Below are 20735 nucleotides of genomic sequence, written 5' to 3' on the forward strand. Positions count from 1 at the left end.
CTCGGGCCCGCTGCGAAATTCAATACAAAGCAGCGGCCCACTTTTCAAGAAGGTGTAGTTGCGATGAAACGTGTAGGTCTGATCGGTTGGCGCGGCATGGTCGGTTCCGTGCTCATGCAGCGGATGCTGGAAGAGCAGGATTTCGATCTTATCGAGCCGGTGTTTTTCACCACTTCCAATGTCGGTGGCCAAGGCCCGTCCGTGGGCAAGGACATTGCTCCGCTCAAGGACGCTTACAGCATTGAAGAGCTGAAGACCCTCGACGTGATCCTGACCTGCCAGGGCGGCGACTACACCAGCGAAGTGTTCCCGAAGCTGCGCGAAGCCGGCTGGCAGGGTTACTGGATCGACGCGGCCTCGAGCCTGCGGATGAACGACGACGCCGTCATCATCCTCGATCCGGTCAACCGCAAGGTCATCGACCAGCAGCTCGACGCGGGCACCAAGAACTACATCGGCGGCAACTGCACCGTCAGCCTGATGCTGATGGGCCTGGGCGGTCTGTTCGAGGCCGGTCTGGTCGAGTGGATGAGCGCCATGACCTATCAGGCGGCCTCCGGTGCCGGCGCGCAGAACATGCGTGAACTGATCAAACAGATGGGTGCGACCCACGCCGCTGTCGCCGATCAACTGGCTGATCCTGCCAGCGCGATCCTCGACATCGACCGCCGTGTGGCCGAAGCCATGCGCAGCGACGCGTACCCGACCGAAAACTTCGGCGTACCGCTGGCCGGCAGCCTGATCCCGTGGATCGACAAGGAACTGCCGAACGGCCAGAGCCGCGAAGAGTGGAAGGCCCAGGCCGAGACCAACAAGATCCTCGGTCGCTTCAAGAGCCCGATCCCGGTCGACGGCATCTGTGTGCGCATCGGCGCCATGCGCTGCCACAGCCAGGCGCTGACCATCAAGCTGAACAAAGACGTGCCGATCGCCGACATCGAAGGGCTGATCAGCCAGCACAACCCTTGGGTCAAACTGGTGCCGAACCAGCGCGAAATCAGCATGCAGGAGCTGAGCCCGACGAAAGTCACCGGCACCCTGAACGTACCGGTCGGTCGTCTGCGCAAGCTGAACATGGGTTCGCAGTTCGTCGGTGCTTTCACCGTCGGCGACCAACTGCTGTGGGGCGCGGCCGAACCGCTGCGTCGCATGCTGCGGATCCTGCTTGAGCGTTGATCGCTTGATGCAATGAAAGAACCCGCGCCTCGCAAGAGGCGCGGGTTTTTTTGTACCTGCTGATCGTTCCCACGCTCTGCGTGGGAATGCAGCCATGGACGCTCCGCGTCCGCTCTTCGCGGCGGGCGCGAATTGCCTGTGTGCGACTCACCCGGTAAAGTGCCGCTCCCCCCGTTTCGCCAGAGGTAGCAACATGACCCAGACCCTTGATATTGCCGTGATCGGCGCCACCGGTACTGTCGGCGAAACTCTCGTACAGATTCTCGAAGAGCGCGACTTCCCGGTCGGCACCTTGCACCTGCTGGCCAGCAGCGAATCCGCCGGCAGTTCGGTGCTGTTTCGCAACAAGAACGTGCGCGTGCGTGAAGTCGACGAGTTCGATTTCAGCAAGGTCAAGCTGGCGTTCTTCGCCGCCGGCCCTGCCATCACCTTGAGTTACGCCGCCCGCGCTCACGCGGCGGGTTGCTCGCTGGTCGACCTGTCCGGCGCCTTGCCGGCGGATCAGGCGCCGCAAGTGGTGCCGGAAGCCAATGCCGATGTGCTGGCCGGTTTGAAAGTACCGTTCCAGGTCAGCAGCCCGAGCCCGTCGGCTACTACGTTGGCTGTGGTGCTGGCGCCGCTGCTCGATCTGATCGAGCTGCAATACGTGCATGTCACCGCCAATCTGGCGGTTTCCGCCCAGGGCCGCGAAGCCGTGACCGAGCTGGCGCGTCAGACCGCCGAGCTGCTGAATATGCGTCCGCTGGAGCCGACATTCTTCGACCGGCAGATGGCTTTCAACCTGCTGGCTCAGGTCGGTACGCCCGACGCGCAAGGCCACACGCTGCTGGAAAAACGTCTGGTGCGCGAGCTGCGTCAGGTGCTTGCCAAGCCTTTATTAAAGATTTCCGCAACTTGCGTTCAAGCCCCGGTGTTTTTTGGCGATAGCTTTAGCGTGACCTTGCAGTCAGCGAGTGCGGTCGACCTGGAAAAGGTCAACGCCGCGCTTGAAGAGGCCGAGGGTATCGAGCTTGTAGAGGCGGGCGATTATCCAACCGCCGTCGGTGACGCGGTGGGGCAGGACGTGGTCTACGTCGGCCGGGTGCGTGCCGGTGTCGACGAGCCGTCGGAACTTAATCTGTGGCTGACGTCAGATAACGTACGCAAAGGTGCGGCCCTCAACGCCGTGCAGGTCGCCGAGTTGTTGATAAAAGACCTGCTGTAAAAGATACTTGGCAACAATTTGTCGACTGGTTCTAGGCGAGCGCTATGCTTGGCCGGAGCACTCGATGACGTGTCACCCTCCGGGACTTTCCGGGGCATCAAAGAAATGATCGCGCGCGGCATGCTGTCGTCGTCGCGCGCAATGCCTTACGGCAGCGACAATCAACATCTTCTCGCTGGCCGAGGAACGTTCAAACAAAGGAAGAGGCTATGGTTCAAGTTCGCAAACTGGTGTTAGCAATAGCGGCCGCCTCGGCGCTGTCCTCCGGTATGGCGCATGCCCTCGGGCTCGGGGAGCTGACCCTGAAGTCGACCCTGAACCAGCCGCTGGTGGCGGAAATCGAGCTGCTCGATGTCAAGGATCTGACCGCTGCCGAAGTGGTGCCGAGCCTGGCCTCGCCGGAAGATTTCGCCAAGGCCGGCGTCGATCGCCAGGCCTTCCTCAATGATCTGACCTTTACCCCGGTGCTCAACGCCAGCGGCAAAAGCGTGCTGCGCGTAACGTCGAGCAAGCCGCTGTCGGAACCGATGGTGAAATTCCTCGTGCAGGTGATGTGGCCGAACGGCCGTCTGCTGCGTGATTACAGCGTGCTGCTGGATCCGTCGAAGTTTTCGCCGCAGACCGCTGATGCCGCCGCTCAGCCTGCGCCAGCGCAAACCATCACCGCACCGACCACCGGCGCCACGCATTCGACCCACACCACCACGCCGCGCGACACCCTGTGGGAAATCGCCGCCAAGGCGCGCACCGGCGGTTCGGTGCAGCAGACCATGCTGGCGATCCAGGCCCTGAACCCGGACGCGTTCATCGGCGGCAACATCAACCGCCTGAAAACCGGTCAGGTGCTGCGTCTTCCGGATCAAGTACAAAGCACCGCGCTGCCGCAGTCCAAGGCGATTGCCGAAGTGGCGGCGCAGAACGAAGCCTGGCGTCAGGGTCGTCGTTATGTGGCCAAGCCGGGCACCGGTCAGCAGCAGCTCGATGCGACCAATCGTGGTCGCGCCAATACCGGTGCTGCGCAAAACACCAAGGACAACCTGAGCCTGGTGTCCGCCGAAAGCGCCAAGGCGCGTGGCAAGGGCCCGGCCGGCGATGCCAAGGCCCTGAGCAACAAGCTGGCGGTCACTCAGGAAAGTCTCGACACCACCCGTCGTGACAACGAAGAGCTGAAAAGCCGCATGTCCGATCTGCAAAGTCAGCTGGACAAGCTGCAACGCCTGATCGAGCTGAAAAACAATCAACTGGCGAAAATGCAGGCCGAAGGTTCGGGCGCTGCTCCAGCCACCGCGACTGCGCCAGTAGTGCCGGCGATCACCGCGGAACTGGCGGCCACGCCGCCGGCCACTCCGGCAGAGTCGGCCTCGACCGCACCTGCACCTGAGGCTGCTGCTCCGGCGCCGGTCGAGCCGGTTGTCGAGCCTGTGGTTGAAACCAAACCGGCTGCCGATGACGAGAAAACCTTCAACGAACTGCTGACCAATCCGATCCTGCTGGGTCTGGTCGGTGGCGGTGCGGTGGTTCTGCTGCTCCTGCTGTTGCTGCTTGCGCGTCGCCGCAAGGCGCAGCAGGAAGCCGAAAAACACCTGCGCATGGCCCGCGCGCTGGAGGAGCAATCCTTCTCCCAGGATCTCGATCTGCCGGAAAGCAGCTTCGAAGGTCTGGAAGTGCCAGCCGCCAGCGTCAAGCTGACCCCGGCTCCAGCTCCAGCTCCAGCTCCAGCTCCGGCGCCTGCCGCCGCTGCTGCTGTAGCTGCGCCAGTCGTGATGGCCGAGCCGATCGCCGCGCCTCTGGTGGCGCCGGCCGCCGAGCGTTCCGACGACGTGCTGGACAAGGCGCAGTCGCACATCGAAGGCGGTCGTCTGAATCAAGCCGCCGCGTTGCTGGAGGAGGGCGTGAGCCTGGAGCCGCAGCGCAGCGATCTGCGTCTGAAGCTGATGGAAGTCTACGGTCGCCAGGGTGATCGCGATGCCTTCGTCGGTCAGGAGCGTCAACTGGTTGCCAATGGCGACAACTTCGCCAAGGTCGAAGAGCTGAAAAGCCGCTTCCCGGCCATGGCGGTCGTTGCGGCCAGCGGTCTGGCGGCAGCGGCCATTGCCGCCGAGCTGGACGAGGATTACGTCAAGGACCTGTTGCTCGACGAGCCTGAAGCACCTGTTGCGGCAGATGACGAACTGGACAGTGCTTTCGACCTGAGCCTCGACGATCTCGACAACATCACGCCAGTAGAGCCTGTGGCGGCTGTCGAGCCGGAAGCGCCGGTCGAGCTGGACGCGTTTCCGACTGACGACGACCTGAGCTTCGAGTCCGTGCTGCAACAGCAGACCGACATCAAGGAAAACCTCGACGACCTGTCGGACTTCGACCTGGATCTGGACCTCGGTGCCGATCCTGCGCCTGCGCCGGTCGAGTTGGCAGACGATGACTTCCTGCTGGATCTGGACGAGGGCGTGAAGGATCTGCCGCTGGTCGAAACCCCAACCGTGGCCGACGTGCCGCAGGACGATCTGGAGCTGCCAGCCGATTTCGACCTGTCCCTGGCCGACGAAATGGACGCGGCGCCTGCCGAGCCGGATGCGTTCGCCGCCGAACTGGACGACGTCAACGCCGAGCTGGATCGTCTGTCGAGCAGCATCAACGAGCCAAGCTTCACCGAAGCTGATGCCGCGTTGGGCGATGATCTGGGTGAGGATGACTTCGACTTCCTGTCCGGTACCGACGAAGCCGCTACCAAGCTCGATCTGGCTCAGGCCTACATCGACATGGGCGACAACGACGGCGCGCGCGACATCCTCAATGAAGTCATCAGCGAGGGGAACGACAAGCAGAAGAGCGAAGCGAGCGAAATGCTTTCGCATCTGGCCTGAGTCGGCATTCAGCGGTAAACAAAACGGCAGCCCATGAGGCTGCCGTTTTTGTTTGGGTCTGGTTTCCCCGTCCCGCCGCCTTATAATGCCCGCCTTTGTAGATCAGCAGGCTGTACCGACTTGGCAAACATAGATAACCCGGCCGCCGAAATGGCACCCGAAGGCTTTTTCCGCGTCGCGCTGGGCGTTGAATACAAGGGCTCGCGCTACAGCGGCTGGCAGCGCCAGTCCACCGGTGTGCCCACCGTGCAGGAAACCCTGGAAAAAGCTCTGTCGAAGGTCGCCGACTCGCCGATCTCGCTGCAATGTGCCGGGCGCACCGATGCCGGTGTGCATGCCTGCGGGCAAGTGGTGCATTTCGATACCCAGGTCGACCGTTCGCTGAAAGCCTGGGTCATGGGCGCCAACATCAATCTGCCGCACGACATCAGCGTGAGTTGGGCGAAGGTCATGCCGGCGCATTTCCATGCGCGATTCAAGGCGATTGCCCGGCGCTATCGCTACGTGATCTACAACGATCAGATCCGCCCGGCGCATCTCAACGAAGAAATCACCTGGAATCACCGTCCGCTGGACGTCGAGCGCATGGCCGAAGCCGCGCAGTACCTGATCGGTACCCATGATTTCAGTGCGTTCCGTGCCGGCCAGTGCCAGGCCAAGTCGCCGATCAAGAAGATGCATCACCTGCGCGTGACCCGTCACGGCAAAATGATCGTTCTGGATATCCGCGCCAACGCGTTCCTGCATCACATGGTGCGCAACATCGCCGGTGTGCTGATGACCATCGGTGCCGGCGAGCGGCCGGTGGAGTGGATGAAAGAAGTGCTGGAGAGCCGCGAGCGGCGTTCCGGCGGGGTCACGGCGCATCCGTTCGGCCTGTATCTGGTGCAGGTCGAGTACCACGACGAGTTCCCGTTGCCCGAGCGTTTCATCGGGCCACATTTCCTTACGGGTTTCTCGGAACTTGACGGCTGACGCCCTCGAACGCATTTGTTACCATCCGGGACTTTCTCGGATTTGCCTTGGGGTTTTTATCGACATGTCAGCCGTTCGCAGCAAGATTTGCGGGATTACCCGCATAGAAGATGCGTTGGCAGCCGTCGAGGCCGGGGCCGATGCCATCGGTTTTGTGTTCTACGCTAAAAGTCCGCGGGCCGTGACCGTGCAGCAGGCGCGGGCGATCATCGCCGCATTGCCGCCGTTCGTGACCACGGTCGGGCTGTTCGTCAATGCCAGCCGCTGCGAACTCGGGGAAATCCTCGATGCCGTGCCGCTGGATCTGCTGCAATTTCACGGCGACGAAACCGCCGCCGACTGCGAAGGCTGGCACCGGCCGTACATCAAGGCCCTGCGGGTCAAGGCCGGCGATGACATCGCCGCCGCTTGCAATGCCTACCCGAGCGCCAGCGGCGTGCTGCTCGACACTTATGTCGAAGGCGTGCCCGGCGGAACCGGCGAGGCGTTCGATTGGTCATTGATTCCGCAAGGCTTGAGCAAGCCGTTGATTCTGGCTGGTGGCCTGACGCCGGAGAACGTCGCCGATGCGATCGCCCGGGTGCGGCCGTATGCCGTGGATGTCAGCGGCGGGGTAGAGGCGAGCAAGGGCATCAAGGATCACGCAAAGATTCGTGCATTCATCAACGCCGTACGCTGATGTGACGGCTGGCAGACTGCCGCCGTCCACAGCTCTGTAGAAAAGAGGCTGAGGGTCTTTTCGGGGTGTACGCAGGTCAGTTCCGCTGACCCGGCAGCCCGGCCGATCATCGCCACACATGAATTTAGCTGAAGGGCATACGCGGGGCCGCGAACTAGAGCGTTCGGGCCGCCGGTACTGGAGAAAGAAAGCATGAGCAACTGGTTGGTAGACAAGCTGATCCCTTCGATCATGCGTTCCGAGGTCAAGAAGAGCTCGGTCCCTGAAGGTCTGTGGCACAAATGCCCGTCCTGCGAGGCTGTGCTGTATCGTCCGGAGCTGGAAAAGACCCTGGACGTTTGCCCTAAGTGCAACCACCACATGCGCATCGGCGCACGTGCGCGCATCGACATCTTCCTGGACGCCGAAGGCCGTGCCGAACTGGGCGCCGACCTGGAGCCGGTTGACCGTCTGAAATTCCGCGACGGCAAGAAGTACAAGGACCGTCTGGTCGCTGCCCAGAAGCAGACCGGCGAGAAAGATGCACTGGTTTCCATGAGCGGCACCCTGCTGGGCATGCCGGTCGTGGTTTCGGCGTTCGAATTCAGCTTCATGGGCGGTTCCATGGGCGCCATCGTCGGTGAGCGCTTCGTGCGCGCCGCCAACTACGCGCTGGAAAACCGTTGCCCGATGGTCTGCTTCTCCGCCTCCGGTGGTGCGCGCATGCAGGAAGCCCTGATCTCTCTGATGCAGATGGCCAAGACTTCGGCTGTGCTGGCGCGTCTGCGTGAAGAAGGCATTCCGTTCATCTCCGTGCTGACCGACCCGGTCTACGGCGGCGTTTCCGCCAGTCTGGCGATGCTGGGCGACGTGATCGTCGGCGAGCCTAAAGCCCTGATCGGCTTCGCCGGTCCGCGCGTGATCGAGCAGACCGTGCGTGAAAAACTGCCGGAAGGCTTCCAGCGCAGCGAGTTCCTGCTAGAGCACGGTGCAATCGACCTGATCATCGACCGTCGCGAACTGCGTCCGCGTCTGGGCAACCTGCTGGCGCAACTGACCGGCAAGCCGACCCCGACCTTCGTTGCCGCGCCGATCGAGCCGATCGTCGTTCCGCCGGTGCCTGCCAACGTATGACCGAGCGCACCCTTGGCGAGTGGCTCGCCTACCTTGAACAGTTGCATCCATCGGCCATCGACATGGGGCTGGAGCGTTCGCAACAGGTAGCGTCCCGTATGGGACTGGGCCAGCCGGCGCCTCGGGTGATTACGGTCACCGGCACCAACGGCAAGGGTTCGACCTGCGCTTTCGTGGCTTCATTGCTGCGGGCGCAGGGCCTGAGCGTCGGTGTCTACAATTCTCCGCACCTGCTGCGTTACAACGAGCGGGTGCAGCTCAATGGCGTCGAAGCCACTGACGCGCAGCTGTGCGAAGCCTTCGCGGCGGTCGAAGCGGGGCGCGGCGACACTTCCCTGACTTACTTCGAAATGGGCACCCTGGCGGCGTTCTGGCTGTTTCAACAGGCCGGGCTCGATGCGGTGGTGCTGGAAGTCGGGCTGGGCGGGCGTCTGGACACGGTCAACGTGGTCGATGCCGATATCGCGCTGGTCACCAGCATTGGTGTCGATCACGCCGACTACCTTGGCAATACTCGCGAATCCGTGGCCTTCGAGAAGGCCGGGATTTTCCGTCAGGGCAAACCTGCGCTGTGCGGCGATCTGAATCCTCCACAACCCCTGCTGGACAAGGCGCGCGAGCTTGCTTGCCCATTCTTCCTGCGCGGGCGTGATTTCGATCTGGGTATCACGGATCAATTCTGGCAGTGGCGCGGCACTGATGCTGACGGTCAGGTCGTCGAGTTGCGTGATTTGCCGCTGCTTGATCTGCCAATGGAGAACGCCGCGCTGGCGTTGCAGGCTTATCTGCTGCTCGGTTTGCCATGGGATGCCAAACAGATTGTTGCGGCGTTGCAGGCGACTCGCGTGGTCGGTCGCCTGGATCGTCGTTCGTTCGAATGGAACGGCAAGCGCTTGAACCTGCTGCTGGACGTTGGCCATAACCCGCATGCGGCGGAGTATCTGGCGCGGCGTCTGGCTGCGCGTCCACCGGTCGGCAAGCGTCTGGCGGTGTTCGGCCTGTTGGCGGACAAGGATCTGGACGGTGTCATCGGTGAATTGAATGCCAGCGTCCAGCATTGGGCGGTGGCGCCGCTGGATTCGCCGCGTGCGCGTCCGGTGGCTGAATTGAATGTTGCACTGCAGAACCTTGGCGCGTCGGTCACGTCTTATGACAGTGTGGCGGCTGCGCTGGAAGGGCAGTGTGCAGTGGCCACCAGCGACGACGAGATCTTGCTGTTCGGATCATTTTATTGTGTCGCCGAGGCCCTTGAATGGCTGTCTCGGCGCTCCACGGAGGAAGCGGCAAATGGCTTTGCTGGATAAAGCGTACAAACAGCGCATGGTCGGTGCCCTGGTGTTGGTGGCGCTGGCGGTGATTTTCCTGCCGATGCTGTTTTCCCGTCAGGATGAGCAGCGTCAGGTAACCGTCGATGCGCCGGCCGCACCGCAGGCGCCTGCCGTGGCGCAGATCCAGATGGAAACCGTGGCCGTGCCCGAGCCGCAGGTTCTGCCGCAAGAGCCCGTGCCGAGCGATGACGAAGTCGCCGAGCAGGCTGCGCCAGCGGCACCGATTGCTTCCGCCGCGCCAGCCCCGGCTACGGCTCCGGTAGCCAAGCCGGTTGCACCGGCGCCTGCTCCGATTCCCGCGGCCAAGCCAACCACAGCCCCGGCCCAGCCGATCGCAGCGCTGTCTGCGAAACCGGATACCACTCAAAGCCGCGTCGATGCCAATGGCCTGTCGGTGAGCTGGTCGGTGCAACTGGCCAGTCTGTCGAGCCGTGCCAGCGCTGAAAGCCTGCAGAAAACCCTGCGCAGCCAGGGCTATAACGCTTACATCCGTTCCGCCGATGGCAAGAACCGGGTGTTCGTTGGCCCGCTGATCGAGCGTGCCGAAGCCGATCGTCTGCGCGATCTGTTGAGCCGCCAGCAGAACCTCAAGGGGTTTGTGGTGCGCTTCCAGCCTGAACGTGGCTGATATCTATCACTTCGATAGAAATGCACTGAAAATCGCAGCTTACCGACAGCCATGCGCTCTGCTAAAATGCGCCGCCTTATCCGTCTGTAGGCTGCACTGTGCCATTTACTTGGGTTGACTGGGCGATCGTTGCAATCATCGCCATCTCCGCTTTGATCAGTTTGAGCCGCGGCTTCGTCAAAGAAGCATTGTCGCTGGTGACCTGGATCATCGCAGGAGCCGTTGCCTGGATGTTCGGTGGCTCACTGTCCGAGTACCTCGCCGGATACATTCAAACACCGTCGGCTCGTGTGATCACGGGCTGTGCCATCATGTTTGTCGCCACACTGATCGTGGGCGCAATGATCAATTATCTTATCGGCGAGTTGGTTCGCGTCACCGGGTTGTCCGGGACCGATCGATTCCTCGGCATGGCCTTCGGCGCTGCGCGTGGCGTGTTGCTGGTGGTCGTGGCGGTCGGGCTGTTGAGCCTGGGGCCGGTACAGCAGGACGGGTGGTGGAAAGAATCACAGCTCGTGCCAAAGTTTCTATTGGTCGCAGACTGGTCCAAGAACCTGATTCTCGGGTGGAGCAGTCAGTGGCTTGCCAGCGGAATCAGCGTACCCGCTGATATTCCGTTCAAGGAGCAACTCTTGCCGTCGGCCAAAACGCCTCAGTGAGTGTTGTTCAGTTCAGATCCATTAAGTAGGGGTTGCGTCGCATGTGTGGCATCGTCGGTATCGTCGGTAAGTCGAACGTCAATCAGGCGCTGTATGACGCGCTAACCGTGCTCCAGCACCGCGGCCAGGACGCTGCCGGTATCGTGACCAGCCATGATGGCCGGTTGTTCTTGCGCAAGGACAATGGCCTGGTCCGTGACGTGTTTCAGCAGCGTCACATGCAGCGCCTGGTCGGCCACATGGGTATCGGCCACGTCCGTTACCCGACTGCTGGCAGCTCGACGTCGGCCGAGGCTCAGCCGTTCTACGTCAACTCGCCTTACGGCATCACTCTGGCGCACAACGGTAACCTGACCAACGTTGAACAGTTGGCCAAAGAGATCTACGAATCCGATCTGCGTCACGTCAACACCAGCTCCGACTCGGAAGTGCTGCTGAACGTGTTCGCTCACGAGCTGGCCCAGCGCGGCAAGCTGCAACCGACAGAAGAAGACGTGTTTGCCGCCGTGACCGACGTGCATAACCGTTGCGTCGGTGGCTACGCTGTCGTGGCGATGGTGACCGGTTACGGCATCGTCGGTTTCCGTGACCCGCACGGCATTCGCCCGATCGTGTTCGGCCAGCGTCACACCGACGAAGGCGTCGAGTACATGATCGCTTCCGAAAGCGTTTCGCTTGACGTGCTCGGTTTCACCCTGATTCGCGACCTGGCACCAGGCGAAGCGGTCTACATCACTGAAGACGGCAAGCTGCACACCCGTCAGTGCGCAACCAATCCGTCCCTGACCCCGTGCATCTTCGAACACGTCTACCTGGCGCGCCCGGATTCGATCATCGACGGCGTGTCGGTCTACAAGGCCCGTCTGCGCATGGGTGAGAAGCTGGCGGAGAAGATCCTGCGCGAGCGTCCGGAGCACGACATCGACGTGGTCATCCCGATTCCGGACACCAGCCGCACTGCCGCGCTGGAGCTGGCCAACCATCTGGGCGTGAAATTCCGCGAAGGTTTCGTCAAGAACCGTTATATCGGCCGTACCTTCATCATGCCCGGCCAGGCCGCGCGCAAGAAATCGGTACGCCAGAAGCTCAACGCCATCGAACTGGAATTCCGCGGCAAGAACGTGATGCTGGTGGACGACTCGATCGTTCGCGGCACCACCTGCAAGCAGATCATCCAGATGGCCCGTGAAGCCGGCGCGAAAAACGTCTACTTCTGCTCGGCGGCTCCGGCTGTGCGCTTCCCGAACGTATACGGCATCGACATGCCGAGCGCTCACGAGCTGATCGCGCACAACCGTTCGACTCAGGATGTCGCTGACCTGATCGGCGCTGACTGGCTGATCTATCAGGACCTGCCTGACTTGATCGAGGCGGTCGGTGGCGGCAAAATCAAGATCGAAAACTTCGATTGCGCAGTGTTTGACGGCAAGTACGTCACCGGCGACGTCGACGAGGCTTACCTGAACAAGATCGAACAGGCACGCAACGATGCCTCGAAGGTCAAGACCCAGGCGGTCAGTGCGATCATCGATCTGTACAACAACTGAGTTTCAACCGGCCCTTAGGGGCCGGTTTTGTATCTGGCAAAAGACTTTTATTTATCGAGAACAGGGCAAGGAGTGACAGCATGAGTCAGGAATGGGATGCCGGTCGGCTGGACAGCGACCTCGAAGGCGTAGCGTTCGATACCCTGGCCGTACGTGCCGGTCAGCACCGTACGCCGGAAGGCGAACACGGTGATCCGATGTTCTTCACTTCCAGCTACGTGTTCCGTACCGCCGCCGACGCGGCTGCACGGTTTGCCGGGGAAGTACCGGGCAACGTTTACTCGCGTTACACCAACCCGACCGTTCGCTCGTTCGAAGAGCGCATTGCTGCGCTGGAAGGCGCCGAGCAAGCAGTTGCCACGGCGACTGGCATGGCCGCAATCATGGCGGTGGTGATGAGCTTGTGCAGTGCCGGCGATCATGTGCTGGTGTCGCGCAGCGTGTTCGGTTCGACCATCAGCCTGTTCGAAAAGTACTTCAAGCGCTTCGGCGTGGAAGTCGATTACGTGCCGCTGGCCGATCTGTCGGCCTGGGACGCAGCGATCAAGTCCAACACCAAATTGCTGTTCGTCGAGTCGCCGTCCAATCCGTTGGCTGAGCTGGTGGATATCACCGCGCTGTCGGAAATCGCGCACGCCAAGGGTGCGATGCTGGTGGTCGACAACTGCTTCTGCACGCCTGCCTTGCAGCAGCCGCTGAAGTTGGGCGCAGACATCGTTGTGCATTCGGCCACCAAGTTCATCGATGGCCAGGGCCGTTGCATGGGTGGCGTGGTTGCCGGTCGCAGCGAGCAGATGAAAGAAATCGTCGGTTTCCTGCGTACCGCCGGGCCGACCCTCAGCCCGTTCAACGCCTGGATCTTCCTCAAAGGCCTGGAAACCCTGAACCTGCGGATGAAGGCGCACTGCGCCAACGCCCAACAACTGGCCGAATGGCTGGAGCAGCAGGACGGTATCGAGAAGGTGCATTACGCCGGCCTCAAGAGCCATCCGCAGCACGAGCTGGCTCAGCGTCAGCAGAAGGGCTTCGGCGCCGTGGTGAGCTTTGAGGTCAAGGGCGGCAAAGAGGGCGCCTGGCGCTTCATCGATGCGACCCGTCTGATCTCGATCACCGCCAACCTGGGTGACAGCAAAACCACCATCACCCACCCGAGCACCACGTCCCACGGCCGTCTGGCGCCGCAGGAGCGTGAGGCAGCCGGCATTCGTGACAGCCTGATCCGCATCGCGGTCGGTCTGGAAGACGTCGCTGACCTGCAAACCGACCTGTCGCGCGGTCTGGCGGCGTTGTGATCGAGTTGTCTACGCCAAAGATCGGCACCCATGGCCGCGTTGCATTGGTCACGGGTGCTGCACGCGGGATCGGTCTGGGAATCGCTGCGTGGCTGATCAGCGAAGGCTGGCAGGTGGTGTTGACGGATCTGGACCGTGCGCGGGGTTCGAAAGTGGCGAAAGTGCTGGGCGAAAACGCCTGGTTCATCGCCATGGACGTTGCGGACGAAAGCCAGGTGGCGTTGGGTGTCGCTGAGGTGCTGGGACAGTTCGGTCGTCTGGATGCGTTGGTGTGCAATGCCGCCGTGGCCGATCCGCACAACATCACGCTGGAAAGCCTCGATCTGGCTTACTGGAATCGGGTGCTGGCGGTGAACCTCGGTGGGCCGATGTTGCTGGCCAAGCACTGCGCGCCGTATCTGCGTGCGCACAACGGGGCGATCGTCAATCTGGCCTCGACCCGTGCGGCGCAGTCGGAACCTGATACGGAAGCCTATGCGGCGAGCAAGGGTGGTTTGCTGGCGTTGACTCACGCGCTGGCGATCAGCTTGGGGCCGGAGATTCGCGTCAATGCGGTCAGTCCGGGCTGGATCGATGCGCGGGATCCATCCGCCCGGCGCGCGGAGCCGCTGACCGATACCGATCATGCCCAGCATCCTGCGGGCAGGGTAGGGACGGTCGAGGATGTGGCGGCGATGGTGGCGTGGTTGCTGTCGAAGAATGCAGGGTTTGTGACGGGGCAGGAATTCGTGGTCGATGGCGGCATGACCAAGAAGATGATTTATACGGAATGAAGCAATTTCGTCTTTTTTAGAAAAACTTCAATCCTGCTATTGACTTAGGTTCGCTACCTGCGTAAATTTCGCGGCCTCGGAGATGCAAACGGGTGATTAGCTCAGCTGGGAGAGCGTCTGCCTTACAAGCAGAATGTCGGCGGTTCGATCCCGTCATCACCCACCACTTCCGAGATACTTGCGTAAGCAAGAACGTAGGCTGAAAGTGCCTGCACCGACGCGCAGCGGTAGTTCAGTCGGTTAGAATACCGGCCTGTCACGCCGGGGGTCGCGGGTTCGAGTCCCGTCCGCTGCGCCATATTTAACGAGTCAGACACTGTCTGGTTCGCGATTGAAAAGCACCGAAGCTTTCAGTCAAACGAGTTACTTGAGCGTCAGCTCAAAGCGATACGCAGCGGTAGTTCAGTCGGTTAGAATACCGGCCTGTCACGCCGGGGGTCGCGGGTTCGAGTCCCGTCCGCTGCGCCATATCTGTTTCAAGGACCACTGAACGCCTTGAAGCACCGAAAGCAACCGCTGGTTGATTCGGCTTCGATAGCAAAGACCCTGGTCGAAAGACCGGGGTTTTTTGTGTCTGAAATTTGACCTTTCCCACATTCCTCCTCTGAAATTCAGCGATGATCGTAAGCCTTGGCTCGTTCGATGCCGCCTAGCAATCTGGCCTGCGTCCATGGGTCGCTGCGATGCGATGCCACATTGATTTTTGATTCTTTGGTCAAATTTTTGTAACTGGTTGTTTGCTGCGAGCGCAGAAACCTTTAAAGTTAACCTTTCGGTCAGCTTTGCACTGTCATCACGCCCTTTGTTTAGCCAAAAAGGGCTTCTGCAAGACTCGAGATTCCCAGTAGATAACCAGAAGGGCGGATCCATAACCGCCCAGAGGATGATCCATGTCCAACCGTGAAATATCCCGGCGCTCGTTCCTTCAGGGCGGGCTGGTGGCGGGTGTGAGCGTTACGCTCACGCCGCTCAGCAGTCAGGCGCTGGCTGCCTTGATGGAAAACAGCGTGACTGTGCCGTCCGAGCAGTGGCTCGGCAACAACGGCAAGGCGCGCCAGCGTAACGATGCCTTGTCCAAGGTCTGCGGCAGCAAGGTGTTTGCCCGCGACATCCGTTCCAAGGACATGCCGGGCTGGCCCCAGCAGCAAGGCCATGCCATGTTGCTGAAAACCATCAAGGCCGACCGCATCTACGACGGCTACGACCTGTCGTGGCTCGGCGCCGATCTGCAGCCTGATCGTATCGTTACCGCCGCCGACCTGGACAAGGACGGCATCGTGTTCCCTGAAGAGCACGCACCGGATCCTCTGCTGCCGGAAGGCAAAGTGCCGATGTTCATCGGCCACCCGGTCGCGATCCTGATCTGGAACGACTTCGAGCGTTTCCGTCAGGCCAAGAACAAACTCAAATTCAATGACAAAGCGATTCGTTACGGTGCGCAAGTACCGTTCTACGAAGGCGATCCCTATGGCAGCTTCCGCTACGTGCGCGTCGGTGGCCCGACGTCGGCGGACGAAGACGAGTTCGCCAGCCTCAAGGACTCGATCCTGTTCCCGATGCTGAAGAACCGTCGTCCGGTGTGGAATTCCCAACCGAACCTGCACGGCAACCTGACCGAACGCGGTCTGTTCTACGCCGACCGCATGAAAAAAGAGATCGACACCCCGCCGGATAACTGGCTGGTGTTCGACGAGCGCTACAAGACCCCGTCGATCGAACCGGCCGCCATGGAGCCGGACAACGGCAACGGCTGGTACGACCCGGCGACCAAGACCCTGCATTTCGTCGTCGCCACTCAGTGTCCGCTGGAAACCGCCACCGAGACCGCGAAGATGATCGGGCCGTCGCGTTTCGGTCTGGCCAACCTGAACATGCACCCGGGTTATACCGTCGGTTACGGTTCCAAGGACCACAATATTTTCGTCTACTACGCGGCCCTGGCGGCGTTGTACGGCGCAGGCGTGCCGATTCGCCTGGCCAACGACCGCTACGAGCAGTTCCAGAGCGGCATCAAGCGCCACCCGTTCGACATCCGCTACCAGTTGGCGGTGGACAAGACCGATCACAGCTTCAAGATTTTCCGTGCCGAAATGAGCGTCGACGGTGGCGGTCGGATCAACTACAGCCCGTCGGTCGCCGCCGTTGGCGCTACTGCGGCGCAGTCGATCTACTACATGCCGCAGAACGACCTGCAGGTCACCGCTTACCATTCCCGCGCCGTTGAAGCGGGTTCGATGCGCGGCTACGGCACGCTGCAGAGCATGGCTTCCACCGAGATGATGGTCGACGAAATCGCCGATCGCCTTGGTGTCGATGCCATCGATCTGCGCCGCAAGAACGCGCTGCGCTCTGGGATGAAAAACACCCAGGGTGCGATCCCGGCGGGTGCGTTGCGCCTGCACGAGATTCTCGACAAGGCTTCGCTGCACGAAGTCTGGAAAAACCGCGACGCGATCAAGAAACAGCGCGAAGCGGCAGACCCGGACAACTGGTATGGCGTGGGTTTCGCCATTTGCCAGAAAGACTTCGGCACCGGTTCTGAAGCGCCGATGGCCAGCATCGAGTTCACCGCTGACGGGCGCATTTCCCTGCGCCACATTGGCATCGAAATCGGTACCGGCATGTCCACCTCGCAGGCGTTGGTGGTAGCCGACTTCCTCGGCAGCGCGGCTCACGACGTGAAGACCGGCGAAACCGAGTGGGATGAAATGCAGCTGGTCACCGCCGGCAACCCTTACATCATGAGCCAGGCCGAGCAGGACAACTTCCTGCGCAATCCGCGCTGGGTCGGCAAGCTGGCATCGGCCTCGTCCGCGACCAACTCCGCCTACTACTTCAGCCACGCCACCCGTGAAGCGGCGCGCGTGCTGTTCAACCACGGTCTGTGGCCGGCGGCGTTGGAGATCTGGCGTCAGGGCCCGTACGGTGGCCAGGCCAACCCTTACGTGGTACGCCGCGAAGATGCGCATTGGGTCGACGGCAAACTGACCGCCAACGGTATGCAGCCGCTGACCTTCGAAGAGCTGGCCAAGCGTGCTCACGAGCGCGGTCTGGTCACTGGCGCCACGGTTCATGGTTTCAACCGCTGGAGCTGGGCAGAAGCCGAATACAGCATCGACGGCGTGCGCGAGCGTCTGCCGCTCGACGGTCTGGCGGTGAAGTACGGTGACGGCGCCCCTAAGGCGAAGAAAGCGCAGATGACCAGCGCCGGTTTCCACCTGCTGGATCGGCAGAACATCGCCTACCCGGTGGTTCAGTTGAACAACGCCGCCGTGACCTACTACAGCCCGGTCGCAACGCTGGTCGAGTTGAAGGTCAACAAAGGTTCGGCAGAAGTCGAAGTGCTTAACCATCACTCGTGGCTGGAATGCGGCCGGGTGCTGGTCGAAGAGCTGGTTCGTGGCCAGCTCGAAGGCGGGATCGCCATGGGCATTGGTCACGCCTTGATGGAAGAGATGCCGCTGTACGAAGGCGGGCCGGGGGAGGGGGACTGGAACTTCAACCGTTATCGCCTGCCGATGGCGCGCCATGTGGCGGTGTGGAAGCAGACGTCGGAAATCCTGCCGCCGCTGTCCCCGAGCGACCCGTCCAAAGGCATCGCCGAAGTGGTGATGATCCCGGTGGTCGGCGCCATCGGTAACGCCGTGGCCCATGCCATCGGTAAACGTGTTCGCGATCTGCCAATCACTGCTGCGCGCATCAAGGAGGCCCTCAATGGCTAACCGTCCGCTTCAACTGACCCTCAATGGTCAATCCGTCGGCCCGGTGGACATCCCTGATGACCTGCCGATGATCGATTACCTGCACGAATACAAGAACCTCACCGGCTCGCGCCTGGGCTGCGGCCAGGGTATCTGCCACGCCTGCGTGGTGATCGTCGACAACCCGGACGGCACCAGCGAAGAAGTGCGTACCTGCATCACCGGCGCGCATTACTTCGAGGGCAAGAAAGTCCGCACCATCGAAGGCCACGCCAAGCGTGACGAGCAAGGCCAGGTCACCGAGCTGAACCCGATCCAGCAGCGTTTCGTCGACGAATTCGCCTTCCAGTGCAGCTACTGCGCGCCGGGCTTCGTCAACGCCGCGACCGTGCTGGTGGAAAAGCTGCAACGCCAGCCAATCGTCAAAAGCAAACTGGAACAAGTCATCGAGGACAGCCTCGGCCATCACGTCTGCCGCTGCACCGGGTACGTGCGTTACTACAACGCCACCCGCAACGTGCTGACCGATCTCGGCCTGGTCAAGGAGGGTTAAGCATGAAGCAATTACTGACCCGCCTGACCCTGGCGGTCGGGCTGGCTGTGCCTGTGTTGGCGGTGCACGCGGATGATCAGGTCAAGCGCGGCGAATACCTCGCCCGCGCGGCTGACTGCATGGCATGCCACACGGCGCCCGGCGGCGCGCCTTTTGCCGGCGGCCTGCCGATCGTGTCGCCGTTCGGCACGATCTACGGCACCAACATTACTCCAAGCAAAGAGCACGGCATCGGTTTGTACAACGACGACGAGTTTTTCGCTGCGCTGACTGAAGGCAAGCGTCGTGACGGCGCGAACCTCTATCCAGCGATGCCGTACACCTCGTATCACTTGATGCCGCGTGCGGATTCGGATGCGATTCACGCGTATCTGAAAACCATCGAGCCAATCGAGCGTGCAGCGCCGGTGACCAGCCTGAGCTTTCCGTTCAACGTGCGTCCTGGCTTGATCGGCTGGAACATGATGTACGGCAAAGCCTTGAAGCTGGAGCCTGCCGAAGGCAAAAGCGAGGCCTGGAAGCGCGGCCAGTACATGGTCGAAGTGCTCGGCCATTGTGGCGAGTGCCATACGCCACGCGGCTTGCCGGGCGCGATGCAGTTGGACAAGCGCCTGACTGGCGGCATCCTCAACGGCTATCTGGCACCGAGCCTGCTGGCAACGGATCTGGCGGCGCGCGGCTGGAATCATCAGGACCTGAGCACGTTCCTCAAGCACGGCATGAGCGCCCAGGGCACGATGTTCAACGAGATGTTCCCGGTGTTCCACAACAGCACTCAGGGCCTGAATGATCCGGATCTGGCGGCGATGGCGACTTTCCTGCTGGGCGACAAGCCTCCGGCGGCGAAAGAACTGGCCGAAGTGCCGGTGGAAAAACTCAGTGCCAGCGCTCAGCGCGGCCGTCAGGAATACTTGAACGTCTGCGCCGGCTGTCACGCGGCCGGTGGCGAGGGCAAGCCGCACATCGCGGTGGCCATGCGCGGCAACACCACGCTGCGTCTGGAAGACCCGCGCAACCTGTTGCGAGTGGTCGAGGATGGCATCGGCGAACAGAAATTCGCCGGGTTCGAACACATGCAGCCGATGCCGGGTTTTGCCGACAAGCTCAGTGCTGAACAACTGACCGATTTGCTGAACTACCTACGTCAGGGTTGGGGTGGTCAGTCGGCCGAACTGGCGGTCAGCGATGTGCAGAAGCTTCAGGCTGACGCCCCGTCCATCGAGCACAAGGCGCACTGATCATGCAGCATCTCGATCTGCAAGTGGTTCGTCGGGCGCTGGAGTGGTCGACGGCGGGGCAGCGCATCTGGCTTTGCACCGTGTTGACCACCTACGGCTCGGCGCCGCGCGCGCCGGGTTCACTGCTGGCGGTGAATGACGGCGGACAGTGGATCGGGTCGCTGTCCGGTGGTTGCGTCGAGGAAGACTTTCTCGAGCGCGTCGCCGAAGGTGCGTTTCTCGATGCGATCAATGTCGTGCGTTATGGCGAAGGTGACGATCCGCGTTCGCGGGTCAGCCTGCCTTGCGGCGGCATTCTCGATGTGCTGGTAGAGAAATTTGACGCCGGCTGCGATGTGCAGGCGCACCTGCGTGAACTCGAATCGGCGTTGCTGGGGCAGCGCCGGTTGATTCGCGAGGTCGATCTGACCACCGGAGCGCGCAGCCTGTTTGCCGATCGCGAGCAGGGTGCGCGGATCGAGCGTGAGATCGACCGGGTGCGGATCCGCATCGGCGCCGCTCAGCGTTTGTTGCTGGCGGGATATTCCAGCGTGGCGCAGGCCTGTGCGGAATTCGCGGTCGGTCTCGGCTTCGAAGTCATTCTCTGCGACCCGCGCGAAGAGGTGCTGGAAGGCGTGGTGCTCAATGGCGTGGAGATCCGCCGGCAATTGCCGTCGGTGTTTATCGCCGACGGCGGTTGCCACCGTGATACGGCGGTGGTGGCGTTGACCCACGATCCGCGTATCGACGATCTGGCGATGATGGAAGCCGTGCGCACCGAAGCGTTCTACATTGGCGTAATGGGCTCGCAGCAGACATCGCAGAAGCGCTTCGAGCGTTTGCGCCGGATTGGCGGTCTGGGTGAAAGCGAGCTGGGGCGGATTCATGCGCCGATCGGTCTTAACCTTGGCAGCAAGACGCCGGCGGAAATTGCTTTGGCGGTGCTCGCGGATATCCTGCGGATTCGCAGCGGGATTGCGCGGGATCAGTTGTGATTTGAGCTGTGTCTAGTCCTGAAATAGGTTT

General features: G+C 61.6%; 16 protein-coding genes and 3 tRNA genes. All 19 read left to right on the top strand.

Annotated elements, in window-relative coordinates:
- Nucleotides 1–63: 63 nt before the first annotated feature.
- The gene (asd, locus tag PMI24_RS18265) at nt 64–1176 is read left to right on the top strand and encodes an aspartate-semialdehyde dehydrogenase (protein WP_007956451.1); all 1113 of its coding nucleotides are present in this window, start codon (nt 64–66) and stop codon (nt 1174–1176) included.
- A gap of 193 nt (nt 1177–1369) precedes the next feature.
- On the top strand, nt 1370–2380 hold the full coding sequence (locus PMI24_RS18270; RefSeq protein WP_007956453.1) for an aspartate-semialdehyde dehydrogenase: 1011 nt from the start codon (nt 1370–1372) through the stop codon (nt 2378–2380).
- Between the two features lie 209 nt (nt 2381–2589).
- Nucleotides 2590–5244: a FimV/HubP family polar landmark protein gene (locus PMI24_RS18275; protein ID WP_007956454.1), complete on the top strand. Its 2655-nt coding sequence runs from the start codon at nt 2590–2592 to the stop codon at nt 5242–5244.
- A 150-nt stretch (nt 5245–5394) separates the two neighbouring features.
- A complete protein-coding gene (gene truA, locus PMI24_RS18280; protein WP_045121808.1) occupies nt 5395–6219 on the top strand; it encodes a tRNA pseudouridine(38-40) synthase TruA in 825 nt (274 codons plus the stop codon).
- 64 nt (nt 6220–6283) lie between these two features.
- Nucleotides 6284–6898: a phosphoribosylanthranilate isomerase gene (locus tag PMI24_RS18285; RefSeq protein WP_007956456.1), complete on the top strand. Its 615-nt coding sequence runs from the start codon at nt 6284–6286 to the stop codon at nt 6896–6898.
- 192 nt (nt 6899–7090) lie between these two features.
- A complete protein-coding gene (gene accD, locus PMI24_RS18290) occupies nt 7091–8011 on the top strand; it encodes an acetyl-CoA carboxylase, carboxyltransferase subunit beta (RefSeq protein ID WP_007956457.1) in 921 nt (306 codons plus the stop codon).
- A complete protein-coding gene (gene folC / locus PMI24_RS18295) occupies nt 8008–9315 on the top strand; it encodes a bifunctional tetrahydrofolate synthase/dihydrofolate synthase (RefSeq protein WP_007956460.1) in 1308 nt (435 codons plus the stop codon). The genes accD and folC overlap by 4 nt, the downstream gene beginning before the upstream one ends.
- Nucleotides 9299–9967, top strand: a complete 669-nt coding sequence (locus PMI24_RS18300) for an SPOR domain-containing protein (protein ID WP_007956462.1) — start codon at nt 9299–9301, stop codon at nt 9965–9967. Before folC ends, PMI24_RS18300 begins: the two co-directional genes overlap by 17 nt.
- A 98-nt stretch (nt 9968–10065) precedes the next feature.
- The gene (locus PMI24_RS18305; RefSeq protein WP_007956464.1) at nt 10066–10626 is read left to right on the top strand and encodes a CvpA family protein; all 561 of its coding nucleotides are present in this window, start codon (nt 10066–10068) and stop codon (nt 10624–10626) included.
- Between the two features lie 41 nt (nt 10627–10667).
- Nucleotides 10668–12173: an amidophosphoribosyltransferase gene (purF, locus tag PMI24_RS18310; RefSeq protein WP_007956466.1), complete on the top strand. Its 1506-nt coding sequence runs from the start codon at nt 10668–10670 to the stop codon at nt 12171–12173.
- An 80-nt stretch (nt 12174–12253) separates the two neighbouring features.
- Entirely contained in the window at nt 12254–13465 is a 1212-nt protein-coding gene (locus PMI24_RS18315) for an O-succinylhomoserine sulfhydrylase (RefSeq protein WP_007956468.1), read from the top strand.
- Nucleotides 13462–14238 (top strand): SDR family oxidoreductase, encoded by a 777-nt coding sequence (locus PMI24_RS18320; RefSeq protein WP_007956470.1) that lies wholly within the window; start codon nt 13462–13464, stop codon nt 14236–14238. Before PMI24_RS18315 ends, PMI24_RS18320 begins: the two co-directional genes overlap by 4 nt.
- Before the next feature lie 90 nt (nt 14239–14328).
- Nucleotides 14329–14404, top strand: a tRNA-Val gene (locus PMI24_RS18325).
- 55 nt (nt 14405–14459) lie between these two features.
- Nucleotides 14460–14536: transfer RNA gene (locus tag PMI24_RS18330), tRNA-Asp, on the top strand.
- Between the two features lie 93 nt (nt 14537–14629).
- Nucleotides 14630–14706 (top strand) — tRNA-Asp (locus PMI24_RS18335).
- 422 nt (nt 14707–15128) lie between these two features.
- Nucleotides 15129–17960 (top strand): xanthine dehydrogenase family protein molybdopterin-binding subunit, encoded by a 2832-nt coding sequence (locus PMI24_RS18340; RefSeq protein ID WP_007956472.1) that lies wholly within the window; start codon nt 15129–15131, stop codon nt 17958–17960.
- The gene (locus PMI24_RS18345; RefSeq protein WP_007956473.1) at nt 17953–18492 is read left to right on the top strand and encodes a (2Fe-2S)-binding protein; all 540 of its coding nucleotides are present in this window, start codon (nt 17953–17955) and stop codon (nt 18490–18492) included. Before PMI24_RS18340 ends, PMI24_RS18345 begins: the two co-directional genes overlap by 8 nt.
- A gap of 2 nt (nt 18493–18494) precedes the next feature.
- Nucleotides 18495–19730 carry a c-type cytochrome gene (locus tag PMI24_RS18350; protein WP_007956474.1) on the top strand — a complete coding sequence of 412 codons (1236 nt, stop codon included), beginning with the start codon at nt 18495–18497 and terminating at the stop codon, nt 19728–19730.
- 2 nt (nt 19731–19732) lie between these two features.
- A complete protein-coding gene (locus PMI24_RS18355; RefSeq protein ID WP_007956475.1) occupies nt 19733–20704 on the top strand; it encodes an XdhC family protein in 972 nt (323 codons plus the stop codon).
- Nucleotides 20705–20735 lie beyond the last annotated feature (31 nt).

This window comes from Pseudomonas sp. GM25 (assembly GCF_000282255.1).
Classification (GTDB): domain Bacteria; phylum Pseudomonadota; class Gammaproteobacteria; order Pseudomonadales; family Pseudomonadaceae; genus Aquipseudomonas; species Aquipseudomonas aphyarum.